Below are 17,910 nucleotides of genomic sequence, written 5' to 3' on the forward strand. Positions count from 1 at the left end.
GCGTAATGCGATCAATCGTCCTTGAGTAAGGCGGGACACGTGAAATCCTGTCTGAACATGGGGAGACCACTCTCCAAGCCTAAGTACTCGTGCATGACCGATAGCGAACTAGTACCGTGAGGGAAAGGTGAAAAGCACCCCGACAAGGGGAGTGAAAGAGTACCTGAAACCGGTTGCCTACAAACAGATGGAGCCTGAAATGGTGACATCGTACCTTTTGTATAATGGGTCAGCGACTTAGTGTGTCGAGCAAGCTTAAGCCGGTAGGTGTAGGCGCAGCGAAAGCGAGTCTGAACAGGGCGTTCAGTTCGACGCATTAGACCCGAAACCGAGTGATCTAGCCATGAGCAGGTTGAAGGTAAGGTAACACTTACTGGAGGACCGAACCCATAACTGTTGCAATAGTTCGGGATGACTTGTGGCTAGGGGTGAAAGGCCAATCAAACTCGGAAATAGCTGGTTCTCCGCGAAATCTATTTAGGTAGAGCGTCGACCGAATACCCCAGGGGGTAGAGCACTGGATGGGCTAGGGGTCCTCACCGGATTACCAAACCTAACCAAACTCCGAATACCTGGGAGTACTAGTCGGCAGACACACGGCGGGTGCTAACGTCCGTCGTGAAAAGGGAAACAACCCTGACCTACAGCTAAGGTCCCCAAGTTATGGCTAAGTGGGAAAGGATGTGAGGATCCCAAAACAACCAGGATGTTGGCTTAGAAGCAGCCATCATTTAAAGAAAGCGTAACAGCTCACTGGTCTAAATAAGGGTCTTTGCGCCGAAAATGTACCGGGGCTAAAGCCATACACCGAAGCTTAGGGTTTGCAGCTTGCTGCAAGCGGTAGCGGAGCGTTCTGTAAGCTGACGAAGCCGTACCTGTGAGGGGCGGTGGAGGTATCAGAAGTGCGAATGCTGACATGAGTAACGTAAGGGGTGTGAGAGACACCCCCGCCGAAAGTCCAAGGGTTCCTGCTTAAAGCTAATCTGAGCAGGGTTAGCCGGCCCCTAAGTCGAGGCGGAAACGCGTAGACGATGGGAACCACGTTAATATTCGTGGGCCTGGAGGTAGTGACGGATCGCACAAGTTGTCGGGTCTTATTGGATTGATCCCGGCAGCGGAGCGGTTCCAGGAAATAGCTCCTCCATTATAGACCGTACCCGAAACCGACACTGGTGGACTGGTAGAGTATACCAAGGCGCTTGAGAGAACTATGCTGAAGGAACTCGGCAAATTGCACGCGTAACTTCGGAAGAAGCGTGACCCTTTCATGCGCAAGCATGTGGAGGGTGGCACAGACCAGGGGGTAGCGACTGTTTATCAAAAACACAGGGCTCTGCGAAGTCGCAAGACGACGTATAGGGTCTGACGCCTGCCCGGTGCTGGAAGGTTAAGAGGAGAGGTGCAAGCTTTGAATCGAAGCCCCAGTAAACGGCGGCCGTAACTATAACGGTCCTAAGGTAGCGAAATTCCTTGTCGGGTAAGTTCCGACCTGCACGAATGGCGTAACGACTTCCCCGCTGTCTCCAGCATAGACTCAGTGAAATTGAATTCCCCGTGAAGATGCGGGGTTCCTGCGGTTAGACGGAAAGACCCCGTGCACCTTTACTATAGCTTTACATTGGCATTCGTAGTGGCATGTGTAGGATAGGTGGTAGGCTTTGAAGCCAGGGCGCCAGCCTTGGTGGAGCCACCCTTGAAATACCACCCTTATCTCTATGGATGTCTAACCGCGGCCCGTTATCCGGGTCCGGGACAATGTATGGTGGGTAGTTTGACTGGGGCGGTCGCCTCCTAAAGAGTAACGGAGGCGCGCGATGGTGGGCTCAGACCGGTCGGAAATCGGTCGTCGAGTGCAATGGCATAAGCCCGCCTGACTGCGAGACTGACAAGTCGAGCAGAGACGAAAGTCGGTCATAGTGATCCGGTGGTCCCGTGTGGAAGGGCCATCGCTCAACGGATAAAAGGTACGCCGGGGATAACAGGCTGATGACCCCCAAGAGTCCATATCGACGGGGTTGTTTGGCACCTCGATGTCGACTCATCGCATCCTGGGGCTGGAGCAGGTCCCAAGGGTATGGCTGTTCGCCATTTAAAGCGGTACGTGAGTTGGGTTCAGAACGTCGTGAGACAGTTCGGTCCCTATCTGCCGTGGGTGTAGGAATATTGAAAGGATCTGTCCCTAGTACGAGAGGACCGGGATGGACGGATCTCTGGTGGACCTGTTGTGGCGCCAGCCGCATAGCAGGGTAGCTATATCCGGACGGGATAACCGCTGAAGGCATCTAAGCGGGAAACCCACCTTAAAACGAGTATTCCCTGAGAACCGTGGAAGACGACCACGTTGATAGGCCGGGTGTGGAAGTGCGGCAACGCATGAAGCTTACCGGTACTAATAGTTCGATAGGCTTGATCGTTCTCATTCCTAATGCTCATCGCTGCCGAAAGGCAGGATAAAAAGGCACACAAAGACCAGCGAACAGCCTGAGAGGCACCCGACAGCTCCGCTGTCGACGCCTCTTGACGCTCCTTCGCTCAAAAAGCTTCTCGAACAACGTGCGTTTTGCCGACCTGGTGGTTATGGCGGAGCGGCTGCACCCGATCCCATTCCGAACTCGGCCGTGAAACGCTCCAGCGCTGATGGTACTTCGTCTCAAGACGCGGGAGAGTAAGTCGCTGCCAGGTCTGCCAAACGCACGTTAAATCCACGCATCGCAACGCGATGTTGCAATCTTCTCGATACAAACCAAGGCCCGCCAACGGGTAGACGGGCCGCGCAAGCGGCCCTTTCCATTGGCAGACAGCCTGAAATCCTCGCAATCGCGTGGGCAAATGCCTACATGAAGCAAGGAATCGCCGGAATATCCGCAGGCACAGCTTGCGAAAATGGTGGCGCGGGGTGGAGCAGCCCGGTAGCTCGTCAGGCTCATAACCTGAAGGTCACAGGTTCAAATCCTGTCCCCGCAACCATTGATAACGACACTCCCGTGAGCCTTGCTCCGGGAGTGTTTTTGTTTGCAGGCCCAACAGCCTGCCGCTCGGTCCAGTTCAGGATCGTGCCGAGTTCTCCATACAGCGTAGCTTCGATCTCGCCGCGCTTCGCACCAGGTGTCAGAACGATCTTCTCGATCAACGACCGCAGCGTTGCTGCGGCTTGCGGCCGGTCGTCAGGATGGTTGAGCGCCTCGGTTAGCTGCGCGACCTTCCGCGCATAGAGTGACGATATGCTCGGCAGCAGGTCCGGCTTGTCCTGGGGAGCGGCGGCAAGCTGGTTCGTGAGATCGACCTTGCGCATCTCGAGCGCGTCCATCTCGGCCTTCATGCTCACCTGAAACATGCCGGCCTTGATGGCCTCGATGATGCTGCGGATCTGCTTCTCGACTTTCACCAGTTCAGCGTTCCAGCCATCGGCATTGGCGCGGCGTTCGCGGTTGAGACGGTTGGTCTCCTCGGCGTAGGCCCTCATTGCAACTGCGGCTGCCTCCGGCGCCATCATCCTGTTCTTCAGGCCGGCGAGCACCCGCTGTTCCAGTTCGCTCCGCACTATAGTGCGCTTGTTCGGGCATGAACCATTGCTGGTGTGGCTGGAGCAGGCGAAGCGGTCGACGCTGCGCAAGGAGTAGGGCCCCCCGCAGCACCCGCAAAACACAAGCCCCGACAACAGTGACTTCGGCCGGCGGGCGCTGCTCAGCCGATTGCGCATGTGGTGAGCGCGAACAGCCGTGGTCAGGTTGACGGACCTGTCGGCGATCTCGCTCTGGCGTGCCTTGACTGCTTGCCAGAGTTCGTCGCCTACGATGGGCAACTCCGGCACGTCGGTGACGATCCATTCGCTCTCCGGATTGAGGCGCGAGACACGCTTGCCGGTGGCAGGATCCTTCACATAGCGCTGGCGGTTCCACACCAGGCGACCGATGTAGAGTTCATTGTTGATGATGCCGGTGCCGCGCCTGACATGACCGCGGATCGTGGTGTCGTTCCACAGCTTGCCGGCAGGTCCTGATATACCCTGGTCGTTGAGGTTCTTGGCGATCGCGCGTGGACTGATGCCTGTGGCAAACTCCCGGAAGATGCGGCGCACAACCTCTGCCTGAGCAGTGTCGATCTCGCGGTCACCCTTAACCTGTTCGCCGCGCTCGCCGAGGCGCCTGACGACACGATAGCCGTAACACAGCCCGCCGCCGGACTTGCCGAGTTCGACGCGGCCGCGCAATCCGCGCCGGGTCCGCATGGCGAGATCCCCTAGAAACAGGGCATTCATCGTGCCCTTGAGGCCGACATGCAGTTCGGAGATCGCTCCCTCTGCGAGGGTGACGATCGGCACGCCGGCGAACTTCAAATGTTTGTAGAGTGTTGCGATGTCGGCCTGGTCGCGGGAAATGCGGTCAAGGGCCTCGGCCAGCACCAGCTGGAACAACCCGCATTGGGCGTCGCGGACGAGTTTCTGGATGCCGGGCCGCAGGATCTGGCTTGCTCCGGAGATCCCGGCATCCTGGTAGATGCCGGCGATCTCCCAGTCTTCGCGCGCCGCATGTTCGCGGCAGAGCCGGAACTGGTCCTCGATCGAGGCTGCCCGCTGCTGGTCGGAAGAGTAGCGGGCATAGAGTGCTACGCGCATGGTCATGATCACTGCTCTCGGTCTAGCTGGTGTCGGAATTGCCGTCGCCGGCTCTTTCGCCCGGTGGTTCTGCATTGGCCGCGTGAGAGTTGGGGGCGGCTTTGGCGTCCGTTGCGTGTGCGAATTGCTCTCTTGCCATGCCGCGGCCGATCAGCCAGGCGAGAGCCAGGATCGCCGGATGGGTTTTGGGCCTGTCGGGGAGCTCGCTCGGGTAGTGCCACGCGTCGGTGGCCGTCATGTTGTCTTCTGCCATAGGCTTCCTCGCTTCGTGGTGTCGAAGCGGGGATGAAGCTGCCAGATTGACCGGCCGGGAAGGGGGAAAATGCGGTCGTAGCAACGTGGAGCACAATGACCTGCGTTCGGCGCGTTCTCCGAAGGAGACGCAGCATGCTCCCTGTCGCGACGCTGGAAACGCCGGTCAAGGCCTTGGCGCCAACCCGCCTTGACCGTGACCGGCTCCGCCGTGAAGCCACATGCAATGAAGCCACCCGGCGAATTGTCCGGTAGGGCAGGGGAGAGGCAAACCTCACCGTCTACCCGCCCGGGAAAAACGCATGCGGTGTCAGCTGGCGCCCGATCCGCATCAGATCCTCGCGCGCCGAGCGGATTTGTGGCCAGGGAAAGGCCGAACGATCTTCCCAGTCCGCGCCGTTGCGCAACACCGCATCGAGCTTGCCCACTACGCCTGCAAGCGAGACGGCGGGCGTCCCGGAAAGCGCGTCCATCAGCGCCGCGACCCTTGCAAAGCCTGCCTGCTCAGCCCTCAGTCCCTCGAAATAGCCGATCTCCGTCGCAACCACCTCAAAATGTGCTTGTCGCGCGTCGAGTTCAGCTTCGGCCTTGGCGCGGATCTCCGCCATGTCCGTTCGCTCGCCGATAATCCGGTCCAGCGCTGCCTTCGAGCAAACAATGGTCTCCTCGCCGCCGGGGCTGCTCACAACCGTCCACAGCCCATCCACTCGCTCGGCAAGTGCTGCCTCGAGTTCCTGCAGCCGGTCACAGCGCCACATTGCTTGCTCATATGCGGCATTCCAATTGCGCCACACCCCCACCGCTGGGTCTGGTGCTGGAGTCGGCACAACGTCTGTCGCCGCTGTCGCCCGGGCCTGCGCATTCCCGCCAAAAGTCCACCCACCGCTGACGACAAACACCCCGCCAAGCGCCAGCCGCCGCGTGACGCGCCGAAAACTCATGCTATGGTCGGAATCAGTCATGATCCGAGCTCCAAACAGCTTAGATTATGGTTAGGTCGCTAACGGCGGTTGAACACCCTTGGCGGCCGCTAAGGTATTAAATCGTATCAGGGTTACGATAATGGCAATTCGCCTGAAGATCAACAAAAATCGTATCTGCGTTACGAAATGAATGCAATTCAATGCAAAATGGCGCGCGTCGCGCTGGGGTGGGGAACGCGAGACCTTGCTCGAAACGCTGAGGTATCGCCTGATACGATCGCCCGTCTTGAACGGGGCGAGCAGCTAAAGAGTTCGACGATCGACGTAATTCGGCTAGCGTTCGAGACCGCCGGCATCGAGTTCATTCCGGCAAATGGCGGCGGCCCAGGTGTACGGCTGCCTCGTGCCTCAGGACCGAAGAGCACGTAAAGCCCGGAGAGGGTTCCTATTTAGGCATTGCTCCGCGCCAACACTGCGACCATTTTCTCAACCCAGCTCTCATTCATAACGGTGGGCAGCGTATGTCTGGCTCTGCCCCCGAAGGCAGAGGTAACAGGTTCGAACCTTGTCGGAAGCGCCAAGAATCGCCAAGAAAATCAAGTATTTACCAGTTGGTCTCTCTATGGCGCGTTGTCGGGACTTGGTTTCGTCGAATGACCTACTGCAGCACGCGCTGTGGAGAGGGTGGCAGCTTCCCGTCGATGATGCACCGCCGGAAGGCCACCTTGGCGAACTGGTAAGACTGGATCGCGTCCTCTGGTGCCACACGGCCCCCATTGTGGACTACGCTGCCGCGCATGCCATACATGTCGCGGATGACTTGAAAGGCCCGGTCCCTGTCGGAGGGGCCGTCGCTCACGTAGTCGGCCAGCGCCCGGCAGATGGCCTTGGTCTTCTCCCGCTCGCCTCCGAGGTCGAACAGTGCTTCGATCGCCGTCCAAACAAGGACGGTCCCCATTTCAAGCGTCGGACTCCATTGCGCCTGGTCGTAGACCGAGAAAGCCCTGAAGAATCGCTCCTCGTGGTAAAGGCGGGACGCGACTGGCAGCGCTGTGCGCAGCCATAAAAAATCCTCTTCGCTCGCAACCGTGCTGGGGGTGCGATATGGCCCGACCTGATGCGTCGCGCTCTCAAACGTTATGGGCCAAGGCTCATGCGTGACCTCCATTTTGTCGAAAGGCATAGCGGCGAGCACGGCCATCCTGACGGGTGAGGGCAGCTGCAGGCGCAGCATCGCTGCAACCAGCCACGCGACTGCGGAAGGCGACAGGCTGTCGAAGGACGATACGTCGGTGATAGAAACCTGAACCCGGCTCTTGAACGTGTAGCCGCCGTTGATAGGAACCCACGGTCCGGGGTGCGGCGCTTTGGGGGTCGGAGGTGGAGCGAAGGCTAGCAGCGAGGTGCCGAACATGTCTACGAAGACGCTGCGAAGAGAAACTCCGGGGATGACTTCAAACCCGCTGTCAGGAAGCTCGATCCCGGTGAGGCAGCCATAAAGCGGGAGTTGGTCAGTCCAGTTCTTCATGAGGTCAGCCCGTCGTCCCAGCTTTCTTCGCCTTGAACTTCTTTACGATCCGCTTGGCGTTCTCGGCTCCCGTCATCCGCATCTCGTCTTCCTTCCGGAACGCGGCTTCAAGTGCGTCTCTCGGATCATAACGGCTATAATCGCGCTGAGGGAGCTCGTATCGATCCCTCAGGTCCCTCGCGATATCGAGTGCCAAAAGGCCTAATCCTGCCCATGCAAACCGCCGTTCCTCAAACCACTCCTCGTGATCTGGAGGTCCGGATTGCACCTCGGCAACGAACGATATGGTTTTCTCGGCTGACGCAATTTCGTTTGGCAAAGAGAGAACTCGGTCCATCAGAAGCGGGTCGATCGATCGCCAGTCTACGTCCTGGGGCAATTCGAGTGTTGGCGGCACCGAGTCGGGACAGAGTTCTCCCTGCTGATCACGATACCCGCGATCAGCGACCACCTCCACGCAGCTCATCACAAAGGGATCAAGTACAGCGGAAACGCGGACGGCTAGAAAGGTGGCGTGCCTCAGGCGTTCGACTTCGCTATCTCTTCGGACTGTAAGGCGGTACCCAAGGTACGTGACCAGGCCCGTTCCGACTGTCGTCACGAGTGCTGTTAGAAGAATCGTCTGCCAGTCTGTCATCAATCCAACTTTGCCTCGAGTTCCATCACGCCATAGTTCCATCGTTGGGCCTTCGGCGCAGGCATGTTGTAGAAGGATACGTAGGTATCAAAGGCTCGCACTTGCCCAGGTGGGACGTTGATGTAGGTCTCCCAGATTTCGTTCTCTCCGATCGTTTCGCATTTCCCTTCGGGACAATCCTGGACGATGATCCGCAGCTTAAATGACCCGAGAATGTGGCTGCTGCGGTTCCTGACGGTGCCCTTCACCGTGTGGCCACCGAGACCGTTCGACCCCATTGTCAAATCGTAGAAGTCGACATCTCGCTCGTTGATGAGCGTTTTTGCATAAGCCGTTCGCTTGGCCTGCCGTACCGAGTCCCAGTACGCATATGCGCCACCGACAGCTCCCAGAGCGACGATTCCGGCGAGGCACCAGAGAACCACTTTCCTGAAGCCCGGATAGTGAATTGCGAAGTAGATGACTGCTACACCGAACATCGCGGCCGCGACCCAAGCCATGTCCATTCCCCCTGACTATCCTGCGCTTGCTGCCAGTACGGCTTTCCGGAAAACGGGCCCATATGCTGCTTCGAGGCGAGCATCGTTCGCGGCAAGCTGCTGCCGTGTCATCGCAGCAAAGGGGAAGCCTGCCTCGACCCTCTGGAAGACCGGAGACATCGGGATCGGCTGATTGGCCGACACTCTGGCCATGGTCTGATCAAGCGCGAAGGTGCATTCGGCCGTTTCCTTCGCGGCCATCGTGAGAAGCTTGGCCTTCGCTTCGGGGCCTTCCATGCCAGGCACGCTCCTGAGGTGTTTCCGGAACTCGACCCCGGCGATGAGTCCGAGGGACTCAAATCTGTGACCCTTTCGGAAGCCAGGATATGCCTTCTCCAACGCCAGGGCGGTCGCGATCCAGGCGAGCTTGGCCGCGTGCAGACGTACGTTGTCTGCCATCATGATCGTGACTGTGTTCTTTTCTAAGCCAAGCTGGGCAGCTTCGAAGACAGGCATGAACTCCGCCTCGACAATCTCGTAGGCAGCACGGAATGCGCTGGCAGGGGCGATGTTTTTGGAGTTGGCGGATACGGTGGAACTGGCCGGAAATGTCTTTCCGGTTTCGCGCTTAGGTGCGAATGCCAGGAACAGCAGAGCAAGAATAACCAGAACACCGATCAGCCATGGTGTCTCGTCCAGCCCGACACTGTCTGCTTGCACCCACAGCAGGACGGCGACGACGGCCGCCGCGCCCATGGCCAATCGTCTTTGAATCGTAGTCAGATTTATTCCCATGCCCACCCCCAGTTGCCGAACATATCAGGGGTTCTGTTTCGGGCAAGAAATCTCCGCTCGAATCGTGTTTCGATGGGTCGGCGGCAAGATAATGTTTGGACCGAGAGGGGGGACCTGATGTCCAGAAAGCTTTGGGGCCGCCGGACCGAGGACCATCGGGAGCGCGAGGGCTCTGATCACCGGAAGACGATTATCTCCATGTGTGCGGCCAGGTTTGGGTTTCCTTCGCGGCCTCAAGCACTGGTCTACCTTCGGTAGAGGGTGGAGCCGTCGGGTCACCGAAGTCAGCGGGTGCTGTCGGCGAGTCAGCCAAGGCCAGCCTGTTGCGCTGCTTTCTCGGGAGAGCCTTCCACGGTCCACACCTTGCTCCCGTACCTCAGAAGGAAATCCGGTGGACAAGAGGGTCGATGGAGGTGCTGCGGCCGTCGACCTGGCCATGAACGGACGGACGCTTCGCTATACAGGCGGCTTGGGCATCAGCAGCGTCACGCGACAGCCAACCGCTAGATTTTCACGAGTTATCGTCCCGCCCAGTTGGTGCGTCAACAGCGACAAGACGCGGGAGCCAACCCCTCCAGGCCGCTCCTCGTGTAGGCCCACGCCATTGTCAGTTACGGAGAGGACTACGTCACCGTTGACCCGTAGTGCAACTTGGATAAGACCGGCTTGCCCGTCTGGAAAAGCATATTTGAGGCTGTTGGTCACGAGTTCATTGACGATTATCGCAATGGGCACAGCCTGTTCGCTGTGAATATACAGCTCGTCAGCGTCGGCTTTGATGGCAACCGGGCTTGTTCCGCTGATCGATGCGCTGAGCCCCTGGCAGATGTCCGCCAAGTATTCCCTTGCGTCCACAACCTTTCGGTCTGCGCGTATCGTGAGGTGGTCGTAAACTTGCACCATGACCTGAATGCGCGCCGCCATATCGGTGAGCGCTTCTGATGAGCTCACACTGGAGTCCCTCGCCTGAAGTCGCATGATCGCGGATATCATTGCCAAGTTGTTCTTGGTGCGATGAGCGAGCTCCATCAGAAGCAGACCCTTAGCCTTTTCTGCCCGCACCACCTTTTCCATCTCTGTCCGGAGAGTTTCGGCGATGAGCCCGATGGCTGCGCCGGTTACCGCGAACAGCATACAGGGGGCCATATATCCGGGAAAGGGAGCCATCGGCCTGATGACGAAATAGGCGAATATGGTACCAAGAGCGGTCGCGAATAGAGCCGACCCGCGATCAAATAAGAGACCCGCTATGAAAATGCCAAGCAGAAGGAAAAACAAACCAACAAAGCCCGTTTGACTTTGAAGTTCGATATGGACCGCGATGCAGAACGCCATCAGGGCAGTAGTTGTCGCGTACCTCACCCAAAGCGGCTGCGGCTTCTCGGGGAGGAGAAAAAGAAGTCGTTCCATCTTTGGCGCACAACCCCTGCCGGCTTGTCCCAAAAAGCTACCATGACGTAAATGGCGACGGAGTGAAGGTGTCGGTGGCCGCGGTTGGCATCGGTGCGGTTGGTCGACGCCTCCAGCACCGGCAGCTAACGTTTCTTCGCCAAAATCTGTGCCTCTCGTAACAGCGATGACCAGTTATAGCCGAGATCAGCGACAGCCGCCGAGCTTGTTGTTCCGTGATGCCGGTTTCTTCCATCAAGCGCCCCACCAAGAAGTCTTCCGTGCTGAGCGGTTCTCTAGGTTCGTCGGTCATTTCCCCAACCTGTTCTCACGGAAAGGCCCACCGCCCCCGGTTGGACGCGGAAGCGATAGGCCCGCTGCTGGAGCGACCGTACTGAGGGGAGTGCGGATCGCTCCGGTCTCGAAACAAAACACCGGCTGGATAGTTCCCCAACGCAAAAAAGCCCCGCGACCTTGCGGCGGCGGGGCTTGAGGATGCCGAAATTTCGTTATGCAGAAGATCATTCTGGCGGCGGCCGGAGCCAGGCGACAATTCGCGCAATGCTTTCCCCGAACATCACCACGCCCGCGAAAAGGCCGAGTATGCCAACGATCAGCCATTTGACGGCGTTTCCTACCGTCATTGTCGCTACTACGAGCTTCAGGCCGGCGTTCGGCGTGTCGATGTCCTCTTCCCGTAGTTGTGCAAGGAACTCTCGTGTCTTTACCGGCAGCTCGGCCATTCGAGCGTCGAGCACGCGAGGTCGACATCGTGCCGGGCGAATATCTGCGACTGCCTGTAGAGCGGCGTGTGGTCGCAATATTTGGAGAGCAGTACCTGCGCCAAAAGCGCCGGCGTCGCCAATCCGCCGGCGATCAGCCGGTCCGGCGCAGGCGCTTGCGCTGCCGTCTCGCAAGTCCGACAGGCGTATTTCGGGCGGGTGATGCGGACCACGCGAAGCTGGGCAGGAACCCAGTCGAGCATCTCGCTGACGCTCTCGCCGATCGCATGGAGCGCGCCACCACAGCACGGATAAGTCGCCTCGCCGATGTCGAGCCGCACGTCCTCGCGCGGCAGATGATCGGGCAGCGGCTTGCGGTGGGCTGGCCGCCCCGATGGTGGAGTCTGGATGCTCGGTATGCTTTCCCGGATGGGGCGATGTCGGCATCGAGGTCTTCCAGTGCGAGCGCCAACTGATCGGGATCAGCAGGATCACTGCCTGCAGGTGCAAAAACACGCCGACCGTCCGGCAGTTCGATTGCCATCGTCCCGTCAGGGCGGCTGCATGAGCCTCTGCAGTGCCACCGCCGCCGGCGTGTCGTCAGGTAGCGCCACGGATGCGAGTTTTGCGCGCTTCCTTTGCGCCACGTCGAACTGCACGCGCCAGCGGAACAGCATCTCCGTGACGATCCCGTGCTTCCGCGCAACAGCCGAGACGCTCACGCCTGGCTGGTCACTCTCCAGCGCGATGGCACGCTTTTCCGCGTCGCTGAAGAAGCGCCGGGCAGGTTGCCGGGGCGGCGTCGGCCCGTCCGTCGCGGCATCTGTCAAGCCGCCTTCGGGCCTCGTTTCGTTAGCACTAGTGCTAACGGCCGGGCGAACGGAGGGATGAAGATGCGCGCGCCAGTCGATCACCACCTCGCCGTCGTCCAAGCGGTCGCGCCAACGGCGCAATGCATAGGGCGAAAGATGCAGCGCCGCGGCGTATTCGCGAACGCCCACCCCGCTCCAGTTCTTCGCCTCAACATGCATCGCCCAGAACGCCTGGAGCGCACGATTGCGCACATCCGTGCTCGCGCCAAAGCGGCGTTTCTGGCGCCGCCGCGGCTTCTTCTCCCGCCCTTTCTGCCGCCGCTCACGGCGCACTTGTGCCTGCGATTCCGCATGTTTACGCGCCGCCTCCTTGCCCATCAGCTAGTCAAGCCAGCGCTCGAACGTACGCTGGTTGAGATGGTGACGACGGCAATAGGTTGTGCGCGCCAACCCGCTCTGACGCCATGCTTCGACGTGAACCACCCAGAAGGACTGACGTGCCGTGTTCTCGAAATGTTTCAGATTCACCGGAGATCCTCCACGTTGCGAAGGAACTCCACATGCTGCGATTTTGCACTACGCCAACGAGGTGCCAGGACGGGAAGCTTACGAAACGACAGAGGACGGCGAGATAAAAGCGCATGCCCGAAACGCGTTAAGCCATTGGCATGGCTTGCGTTTTCCGGTGCATGACGATCGGTCGCGGGCATACTGCCCGGTTTTTATGGGAGATTTCAGTACCTTCGCATGCACATGATAGTTGCTCCGGCAGCCGGCAGCCTCGCATAAGGTGGGAGATCGGGGACATGCACAAGCGCTTGAGCTGCAGATCGGCCAGCAGATCTAACGCCTCTTGAAAAGGGTTGCGTGTTGGGACGTTCAGGTCGGGACTGTGCTCCCTCCGGTCACGCACAGAGGTTCAGCGGTACGGTATGGCCGATCCCACTCGAAGCAGTCGCTTTCGCCACCCCTACTGAACGAAGGCTTTGCCTTATCTCGGACATTCAGCCTCGGCGATTCGGGTTCTGAAAGCGACGCTCATGAGCTGTATCGGAAACCGACGACACTAGGGACAGCCCGCATCCCCAGATTAAACGGCCGAATCCGTGTGTGTGTGTTTAAGATTCCCACGCGGTCGTTAGCCGGTAGTCTCCATCCCCCGGGGGACACGATGCATCTACATTCCTATCGACTGCGGAATTTCCGGCGGCTTCGGGACGTGCACGTTGAGCTTGCATCTGACATCTCCATTTTCGTTGGGGCGAAACAACAGCGGAAAAACATCTGCCACGCAGGCGATGCAGATGTTTCTCTCGGGCGGTAAAGATGCCTTCTCGCTGTATGATTTCAGCACGCATGTCTGGCCGTTGCTGGACGAGATCGGCGAACGAGAGGACGAGATCGCCGAGTTCGAGTTTCCTACCGTCTCGCTCGACCTTTGGTTCGAGGTTAGGAGCGGAAGACCTCTATCTCGTTACCTTTATCCTGCCTTCGACCGATTGGGCCGGAACGCTCGTCGGCGCCCGTGTAGAACTCGGGCCGAAGAAAATCGCCGAATTGATCGAGCGTTACCGCGCTGCTCGTGATGATGGCCGGGCGAAGGCGGCCGCGCTGGACCATGGCGCGGGCGACTATGTGCCATGGCCGAAATCGCTGTCGGCTTACCTGCTTGGGGAACTGAGACGCGAGTACGAACTGCGCTACTTCGTCCTCGATCACACGCAGTTTGATGCGAAGTTTCAGGCGAAGGAAGGATACCAGCCACTATAGCGCAATCTTGATCAGCGTCAGGACGACCATCAGGCGCTTAAGGCGCTGTTCGAGTCTGAGGTCGGCCTCGACAAGCATCTTGCGGAAGTTTTTAAGGACACGTTGGAGCGATTGGGGCGCTTGGATTATCCCGGCCTCAATAACCCACAGCTCGAAATCAAGTCGGCGCTAAACCCCGCGTCCATCATGACGCAGGACGCGCGCGTCCACTATATCGTGGGCGAAGGCGCGCAGACGATCATGCTGCCTGACACCTACAACGGACTCGGCTTCAAAAACCTGATTTATATGGTGGTCGAAGTGCTCGACCTTCAGGAACGCTGGAAGGCCGAAGAGGACAAGCGCGCTCCCCTCCATCTCATTTTCATCGAGGAGCCCGAGGCGCACCTTCATGCGCAACTCCAGCAGGTGTTCATTCGCAACATTCTCGATTTGCTAGTCATGCCGGGTGAGGTCGGGGGATCATTCGCCGGCCAGGCGATTATTACGATGCACTCGCCGCACATCCTTTACGAGCGCGGCTTTCAGCCGATCCGCTACTTCCGGCACGACTTAGTTGGAAACGATCAGGTCACCGAAATGCTCAACCTCTCCGCGTTCTACGCGCAGGAAACAGAGCATCGCGATTTTCTGCAAAGGGATCTGAGGCTCAGCCACTGCGATTTGTTTTTCTTGGATGGCGCCGTGCTCGTCGAGGGCAACGTCGAGCGATTGCTGCTCCCCATGTTGCGGCGAACGAACCCGAGGCCGAAGAGAACGAAGGCGGTGAAGCGGAGGGGAAGAAGATCCTTCAAACGAGATCAATTCGATGGCCGCGTTCCTCGCGTGTATTCGCACTTCGCCAAGCGGCCAGAGCATCGGCTCACATGGCGCGAGTTCGAAATCTTGCTATTTAGAATCTTTCAAAACCAAGGCTTTACGTGTGAGATTGGCCCCGGCTCGAACGATGGCGGCATTGACGTTCGCGTGCTTCAGCGCGATCCCCTCGGGACATATTGACGATTGTTCAGGCGAAAAAAATACGCCCCGAAGAACAAGATACATGTCCGCCGTAGCCGCTCTCCACGGCAGGCAAGGTGCCGACGCTCAAGCCTGGCGCTGCTCGCACGGCCTAAAGGAGCAGACGAGCGTTCGCGCGATAGGCGAGTGCTATGAAGCCGAGGTAGGAATCTTTGTTTTGTCCTAGCGGTGGCGGCCAGTTTTCGTTGAACAACAGGCGCTGACGAGATTGCGCCAACGGTATTTTTGCCGGTCGTGCGGAGCAGGACTTTTTGCGGTTGGTCTAGGAGGGGATTACAGCTTCGACGCCGGCGCAGGCGATCTCGTTGCCGATGGCGAGCAATGCCTCGATCCGGTCGGCAAGCATACGGAACAAAGGGCCAAAGCCTTGGGTGTCGTGCGCTTGTCCCCGCGTCAGCACGAAGCCTAGCGGTCGACCCCTGGCATCGCATCGTGCATGGAGTTTAGTAGGGAAGCCGCGACGCGATGGGCCAAGCGCCTCGATTCGTGACTCCCTTTTTATGCCGACTGCACAATTCTCTCGACCATCTCACAGCGTTTCGAGTGGAATCGAACACGCCGGTCACGACCCTTCGTCGGTAGCGGCGGAACACCCTGTTCCACTTGCGATATTCGTCGGGCAGGCGTCGCCACTGCGACCCGGCCCGCGCCATCCACATTATGCTCTCGAATAGAGCCGGTTGTCCTGTGCCGGTCGGCATCCGCGCCCTCCTCAGGGGCAGCCGCAGCCCGATCAAACCCCATTCCTCGTCCGCAACCCCGATCCGATCGCCTAGCGCCGCCTCCAAAAGACACCGTTGAATTGAACGCCGAGTCGAGCGTCGTGCTTTGTCCCCGAAGCCTAGTTGAGGAGGCAACTCGACCAAGCAATCGCTTACAAAGATCTCGCGTAAGAACGGCTCATTTGTCGGCGGGCGACAAATGTCTTGACAGAAATCGCGAAAAGAAAATAAGAAAGGTACTGCAGCGGGATAGCTGCATCGGAATTGGGGTATTTGAAGGCCCCCGACTGGCGCGATAGCGCCGTCGGGGGCCTTTTTGTTTTGCGCACTAGGAGGAGATACGCGCCATGAAGAAGACTCCGTTTTACGACAGTGGCCTTGAATATGGGGCCAAAATGGCCGAGCTGTTCGGCTATTGGCTGCCAGTGGAATATAGCGCCGGACATTCGCGGGAACATTTGGCAACACGTGAGAGCGTTTCACTGTGTGATCTGGATTACATGGCCGAATTTGTGATCGAAGGACCCGATGCACTTCCGTTGGTTCAGATGCTCGCGACGAACGACTATTCCAAGAAGAATATCGGCTCCGTGCAATATACCGCGATGTGTGACGAAGACGGTCGGATGATCGACGACTGCACGATCTGGGTCATGGACAAGAACAAGTATATGATCATCAGCGGTTCAGAAGACGATTACGCCTGGATTTCCAAGCAGGCGAAGCCGTACGACGTGGCCACTACAAACGTGACCGATAAGCACACAACGCTTGCACTGCAGGGACCGAAGGCCAATCGCGTGCTGCAGCCACTGGTCGACATCGACCTCTCGACCATAGGCTACTATCGGTTCAGGCCGGCAAAGATTTCCGGTATCGAGTGCATCATTGCGCGCATGGGCTACACGGGTGAAGCCGGTTTCGAGCTCCATTTCGCGTCGACTGAAGGACCGACCATCTGGAACCTGGTCATGAAGGCTGGCCAGGCCTACGACATTGTTCCATGTGCCCAGGCCGCTCTGGAGAGCCTTCGTCAGGAAGCCGGATATCTTTTGGTCGGCAAGGACCACGACCGCAGTACCAATCCCTTCGAAGCTGGTATCGGGTTTGCCGTGAAGTTTGGAAAAGAGAATTTCATCGGTAAGGCTGCCTTGCAGCGAATCGTCCGCGAGGGGGTAACCCGCCGGATGGTGTGGCTCGACATTCTCTCCGGCGACGTAGCTGAAACCGGCGACAAGATATTTGTCGGTGACCGCGAAATCGGAACGGTAACCAGCGGATCCTTCTCGCCGACCAGAAAGCGCGGAACTGCCATGGCTTTTGTAAACCCCGCCCACGCCGTCCCGAGCCTGGACGTTACGGTCCTGCTGGACAATGGCACGCGATCGAATGCGAAGCTGTCGGTTATGCCGCTATATGACCCCGGAGACACCCGCACCAAGAACTTCGCCTAATCCATTAGAGTTGAAGCTTCCTCCTAGGGGGAGGCTTCAACCGGCATGGTTTTCCTTTGTTCCCGATCGGAGCAGCCTTTATGAACAGATTCTTTCTGACGACTGGGTTCTCACTTGCAACCGCGGCGGCCCAGGCTCATCCCGGAACCGGCCACGCACATGGGATTGCCGCCGGTCTTTCTCATCCGCTTGGCGGTTTGGACCATGTCCTAGCTATGGCGGCCGTGGGCCTGCTGGGATACCTACTCGGCGGTTGCTTTCGTTGGCTGCTGCCGGCTGCATTCCTAGGTATGATGGTCTTGGGTGGCGCGGTCAGCGTCAGCGGCATCACTCTACCGGCAGTGGAGGCTGCGATTGTACTCTCGGTTATTATAATCGGAGCCTTGATTTTAATCGCACCTAACGTTCCCGGCTCAGTTGCACTCGCGATGACCGGGTTCTTTGCCGTTTTCCATGGTCACGCTCATGTAGCCGAAATGCCATTGGATGGCAGCGCCACGAGCTACGCACTGGGTTTTGTGTTGACGACCGCACTGCTTCATGCCGCAGGCGCGGCGCTTGGCGCCGGAGTTGCAGCAATCGGTGGCTCGCCGCTTGTCAGGCTGACAGGTGGGGCTGTGACCGGTTTAGGGCTGGGTATTTTGGCCGGTCTCATCTGATCGCAACCGCAGGGCGAGCGATATCGGCCGTAATTTTGCTTCGTCAAAGCAGTCGAACAGCGTTCAAAAGACCCGGTCCGCTTATGTTCAGCGCCGCGCGACAGCCGATGACTATCGCGCTGTTGAGGGCGAA

At 58.6% G+C, this 17,910-nt stretch carries 16 protein-coding genes, 1 tRNA gene, 2 rRNA genes and 1 pseudogene (1 of these 20 running past the window's edge); 8 read left to right on the plus strand and 12 right to left on the minus strand.

Translation table 11 applies throughout. The annotated features are described in order from the left end of the window. The 3 genes from CO731_RS09560 to CO731_RS09570 form a co-directional block, all read left to right on the plus strand. Nucleotides 1-2,414: ribosomal RNA gene (locus CO731_RS09560) — 23S ribosomal RNA — on the plus strand (it extends 400 nt beyond the left edge of the window). A gap of 153 nt (nt 2,415-2,567) precedes the next feature. Beyond that, nucleotides 2,568-2,682, plus strand: a 5S ribosomal RNA gene (gene rrf, locus CO731_RS09565). A 208-nt stretch (nt 2,683-2,890) separates the two neighbouring features. After that, nucleotides 2,891-2,967: transfer RNA gene (locus CO731_RS09570), tRNA-Met, on the plus strand. Here CO731_RS09570 and CO731_RS09575 read toward each other — a convergent pair. From CO731_RS09575 to CO731_RS09585, 3 genes are all read right to left on the minus strand, one after another. Continuing rightward, nucleotides 2,924-4,690, minus strand: coding sequence for a recombinase family protein (locus CO731_RS09575; RefSeq protein ID WP_343207455.1), 1,767 nt, complete (start codon nt 4,688-4,690; stop codon nt 2,924-2,926). The two genes, CO731_RS09570 and CO731_RS09575, sit on opposite strands and share 44 nt — an antisense overlap. Then, complete coding sequence (locus CO731_RS09580) at nt 4,638-4,868, minus strand: hypothetical protein (protein ID WP_055977792.1); 231 nt, start codon at nt 4,866-4,868, stop codon at nt 4,638-4,640. The genes CO731_RS09575 and CO731_RS09580 overlap by 53 nt, the downstream gene beginning before the upstream one ends. 280 nt (nt 4,869-5,148) lie before the next feature. Beyond that, nucleotides 5,149-5,829 carry a hypothetical protein gene (locus tag CO731_RS09585; protein WP_156381283.1) on the minus strand — a complete coding sequence of 227 codons (681 nt, stop codon included), beginning with the start codon at nt 5,827-5,829 and terminating at the stop codon, nt 5,149-5,151. A 147-nt stretch (nt 5,830-5,976) separates the two neighbouring features. On the opposite strand from CO731_RS09585, the gene CO731_RS29290 reads away from it, so the two are divergent. Continuing rightward, a complete protein-coding gene (locus tag CO731_RS29290) occupies nt 5,977-6,219 on the plus strand; it encodes a helix-turn-helix transcriptional regulator (protein WP_244487857.1) in 243 nt (80 codons plus the stop codon). Between the two features lie 229 nt (nt 6,220-6,448). Here the strand turns inward: CO731_RS29290 and CO731_RS09595 are convergent, their stop codons facing one another. From CO731_RS09595 to CO731_RS28700, 9 genes and pseudogenes are all read right to left on the minus strand, one after another. Beyond that, nucleotides 6,449-7,318 (minus strand): HEPN domain-containing protein, encoded by an 870-nt coding sequence (locus CO731_RS09595; protein ID WP_055977786.1) that lies wholly within the window; start codon nt 7,316-7,318, stop codon nt 6,449-6,451. A 4-nt stretch (nt 7,319-7,322) separates the two neighbouring features. After that, nucleotides 7,323-7,955: a hypothetical protein gene (locus CO731_RS09600; protein WP_055977783.1), complete on the minus strand. Its 633-nt coding sequence runs from the start codon at nt 7,953-7,955 to the stop codon at nt 7,323-7,325. After that, on the minus strand, nt 7,955-8,461 hold the full coding sequence (locus CO731_RS09605; RefSeq protein ID WP_055977779.1) for a hypothetical protein: 507 nt from the start codon (nt 8,459-8,461) through the stop codon (nt 7,955-7,957). Before CO731_RS09605 ends, CO731_RS09600 begins: the two co-directional genes overlap by 1 nt. A 9-nt stretch (nt 8,462-8,470) precedes the next feature. After that, complete coding sequence (locus tag CO731_RS09610) at nt 8,471-9,229, minus strand: hypothetical protein (RefSeq protein ID WP_156381282.1); 759 nt, start codon at nt 9,227-9,229, stop codon at nt 8,471-8,473. A gap of 456 nt (nt 9,230-9,685) precedes the next feature. Next, entirely contained in the window at nt 9,686-10,639 is a 954-nt protein-coding gene (locus tag CO731_RS09615) for a histidine kinase dimerization/phosphoacceptor domain -containing protein (RefSeq protein ID WP_055977770.1), read from the minus strand. Nucleotides 10,640-11,139: 500 nt separating this feature from the next. Next, entirely contained in the window at nt 11,140-11,361 is a 222-nt protein-coding gene (locus tag CO731_RS09620) for a hypothetical protein (RefSeq protein WP_055977797.1), read from the minus strand. Beyond that, nucleotides 11,358-11,708 (minus strand): annotated as a pseudogene (locus tag CO731_RS29020) (IS66 family transposase zinc-finger binding domain-containing protein); the annotation flags it as partial. The pseudogene CO731_RS29020 and the gene CO731_RS09620, both read right to left, overlap by 4 nt. Before the next feature lie 183 nt (nt 11,709-11,891). Further along, a complete protein-coding gene (locus tag CO731_RS09625; RefSeq protein WP_162244935.1) occupies nt 11,892-12,530 on the minus strand; it encodes a transposase in 639 nt (212 codons plus the stop codon). Between the two features lie 3 nt (nt 12,531-12,533). Then, the gene (locus tag CO731_RS28700; RefSeq protein ID WP_159091611.1) at nt 12,534-12,680 is read right to left on the minus strand and encodes a hypothetical protein; all 147 of its coding nucleotides are present in this window, start codon (nt 12,678-12,680) and stop codon (nt 12,534-12,536) included. Between the two features lie 1,029 nt (nt 12,681-13,709). On the opposite strand from CO731_RS28700, the gene CO731_RS29025 reads away from it, so the two are divergent. The 4 genes from CO731_RS29025 to CO731_RS09645 all read left to right on the plus strand — a co-directional run bounded on the left by CO731_RS29025 (nt 13,710) and on the right by CO731_RS09645 (nt 17,777). After that, complete coding sequence (locus CO731_RS29025) at nt 13,710-13,922, plus strand: hypothetical protein (protein WP_199914581.1); 213 nt, start codon at nt 13,710-13,712, stop codon at nt 13,920-13,922. 45 nt (nt 13,923-13,967) lie between these two features. Further along, a complete protein-coding gene (locus CO731_RS29030; protein ID WP_244487908.1) occupies nt 13,968-14,921 on the plus strand; it encodes an AAA family ATPase in 954 nt (317 codons plus the stop codon). A 1,090-nt stretch (nt 14,922-16,011) separates the two neighbouring features. Continuing rightward, complete coding sequence (gene gcvT, locus CO731_RS09640) at nt 16,012-17,118, plus strand: glycine cleavage system aminomethyltransferase GcvT (RefSeq protein ID WP_055980212.1); 1,107 nt, start codon at nt 16,012-16,014, stop codon at nt 17,116-17,118. 80 nt (nt 17,119-17,198) lie between these two features. Then, entirely contained in the window at nt 17,199-17,777 is a 579-nt protein-coding gene (locus CO731_RS09645) for a HupE/UreJ family protein (protein ID WP_055980209.1), read from the plus strand. The last annotated feature ends 133 nt before the right edge of the window (nt 17,778-17,910 follow it).

It is taken from the genome of Aminobacter sp. MSH1, assembly GCF_003071665.1.
In the GTDB taxonomy this organism is placed as follows: Bacteria; Pseudomonadota; Alphaproteobacteria; order Rhizobiales; family Rhizobiaceae; genus Aminobacter; species Aminobacter niigataensis.

Bases quoted from the DNA above. Each gene is read 5' to 3' on its own strand.
- CO731_RS09575 (WP_343207455.1), bottom strand. From the start codon at position 4,690: ATGCAGAACCACCGGGCGAAAGAGCCGGCGACGGCAATTCCGACACCA.
- CO731_RS09580 (WP_055977792.1), bottom strand. From the start codon at position 4,868: ATGGCAGAAGACAACATGACGGCCACCGACGCGTGGCACTACCCGAGC.
- CO731_RS09585 (WP_156381283.1), bottom strand. From the start codon at position 5,829: ATGACTGATTCCGACCATAGCATGAGTTTTCGGCGCGTCACGCGGCGG.
- CO731_RS29290 (WP_244487857.1), top strand. From the start codon at position 5,977: ATGAATGCAATTCAATGCAAAATGGCGCGCGTCGCGCTGGGGTGGGGA.
- CO731_RS09595 (WP_055977786.1), bottom strand. From the start codon at position 7,318: ATGAAGAACTGGACTGACCAACTCCCGCTTTATGGCTGCCTCACCGGG.
- CO731_RS09600 (WP_055977783.1), bottom strand. From the start codon at position 7,955: ATGACAGACTGGCAGACGATTCTTCTAACAGCACTCGTGACGACAGTC.
- CO731_RS09605 (WP_055977779.1), bottom strand. From the start codon at position 8,461: ATGGACATGGCTTGGGTCGCGGCCGCGATGTTCGGTGTAGCAGTCATC.
- CO731_RS09610 (WP_156381282.1), bottom strand. From the start codon at position 9,229: ATGGGAATAAATCTGACTACGATTCAAAGACGATTGGCCATGGGCGCG.
- CO731_RS09615 (WP_055977770.1), bottom strand. From the start codon at position 10,639: ATGGAACGACTTCTTTTTCTCCTCCCCGAGAAGCCGCAGCCGCTTTGG.
- CO731_RS09620 (WP_055977797.1), bottom strand. From the start codon at position 11,361: ATGGCCGAGCTGCCGGTAAAGACACGAGAGTTCCTTGCACAACTACGG.
- CO731_RS09625 (WP_162244935.1), bottom strand. From the start codon at position 12,530: ATGGGCAAGGAGGCGGCGCGTAAACATGCGGAATCGCAGGCACAAGTG.
- gcvT (WP_055980212.1), top strand. From the start codon at position 16,012: ATGAAGAAGACTCCGTTTTACGACAGTGGCCTTGAATATGGGGCCAAA.
- CO731_RS09645 (WP_055980209.1), top strand. From the start codon at position 17,199: ATGAACAGATTCTTTCTGACGACTGGGTTCTCACTTGCAACCGCGGCG.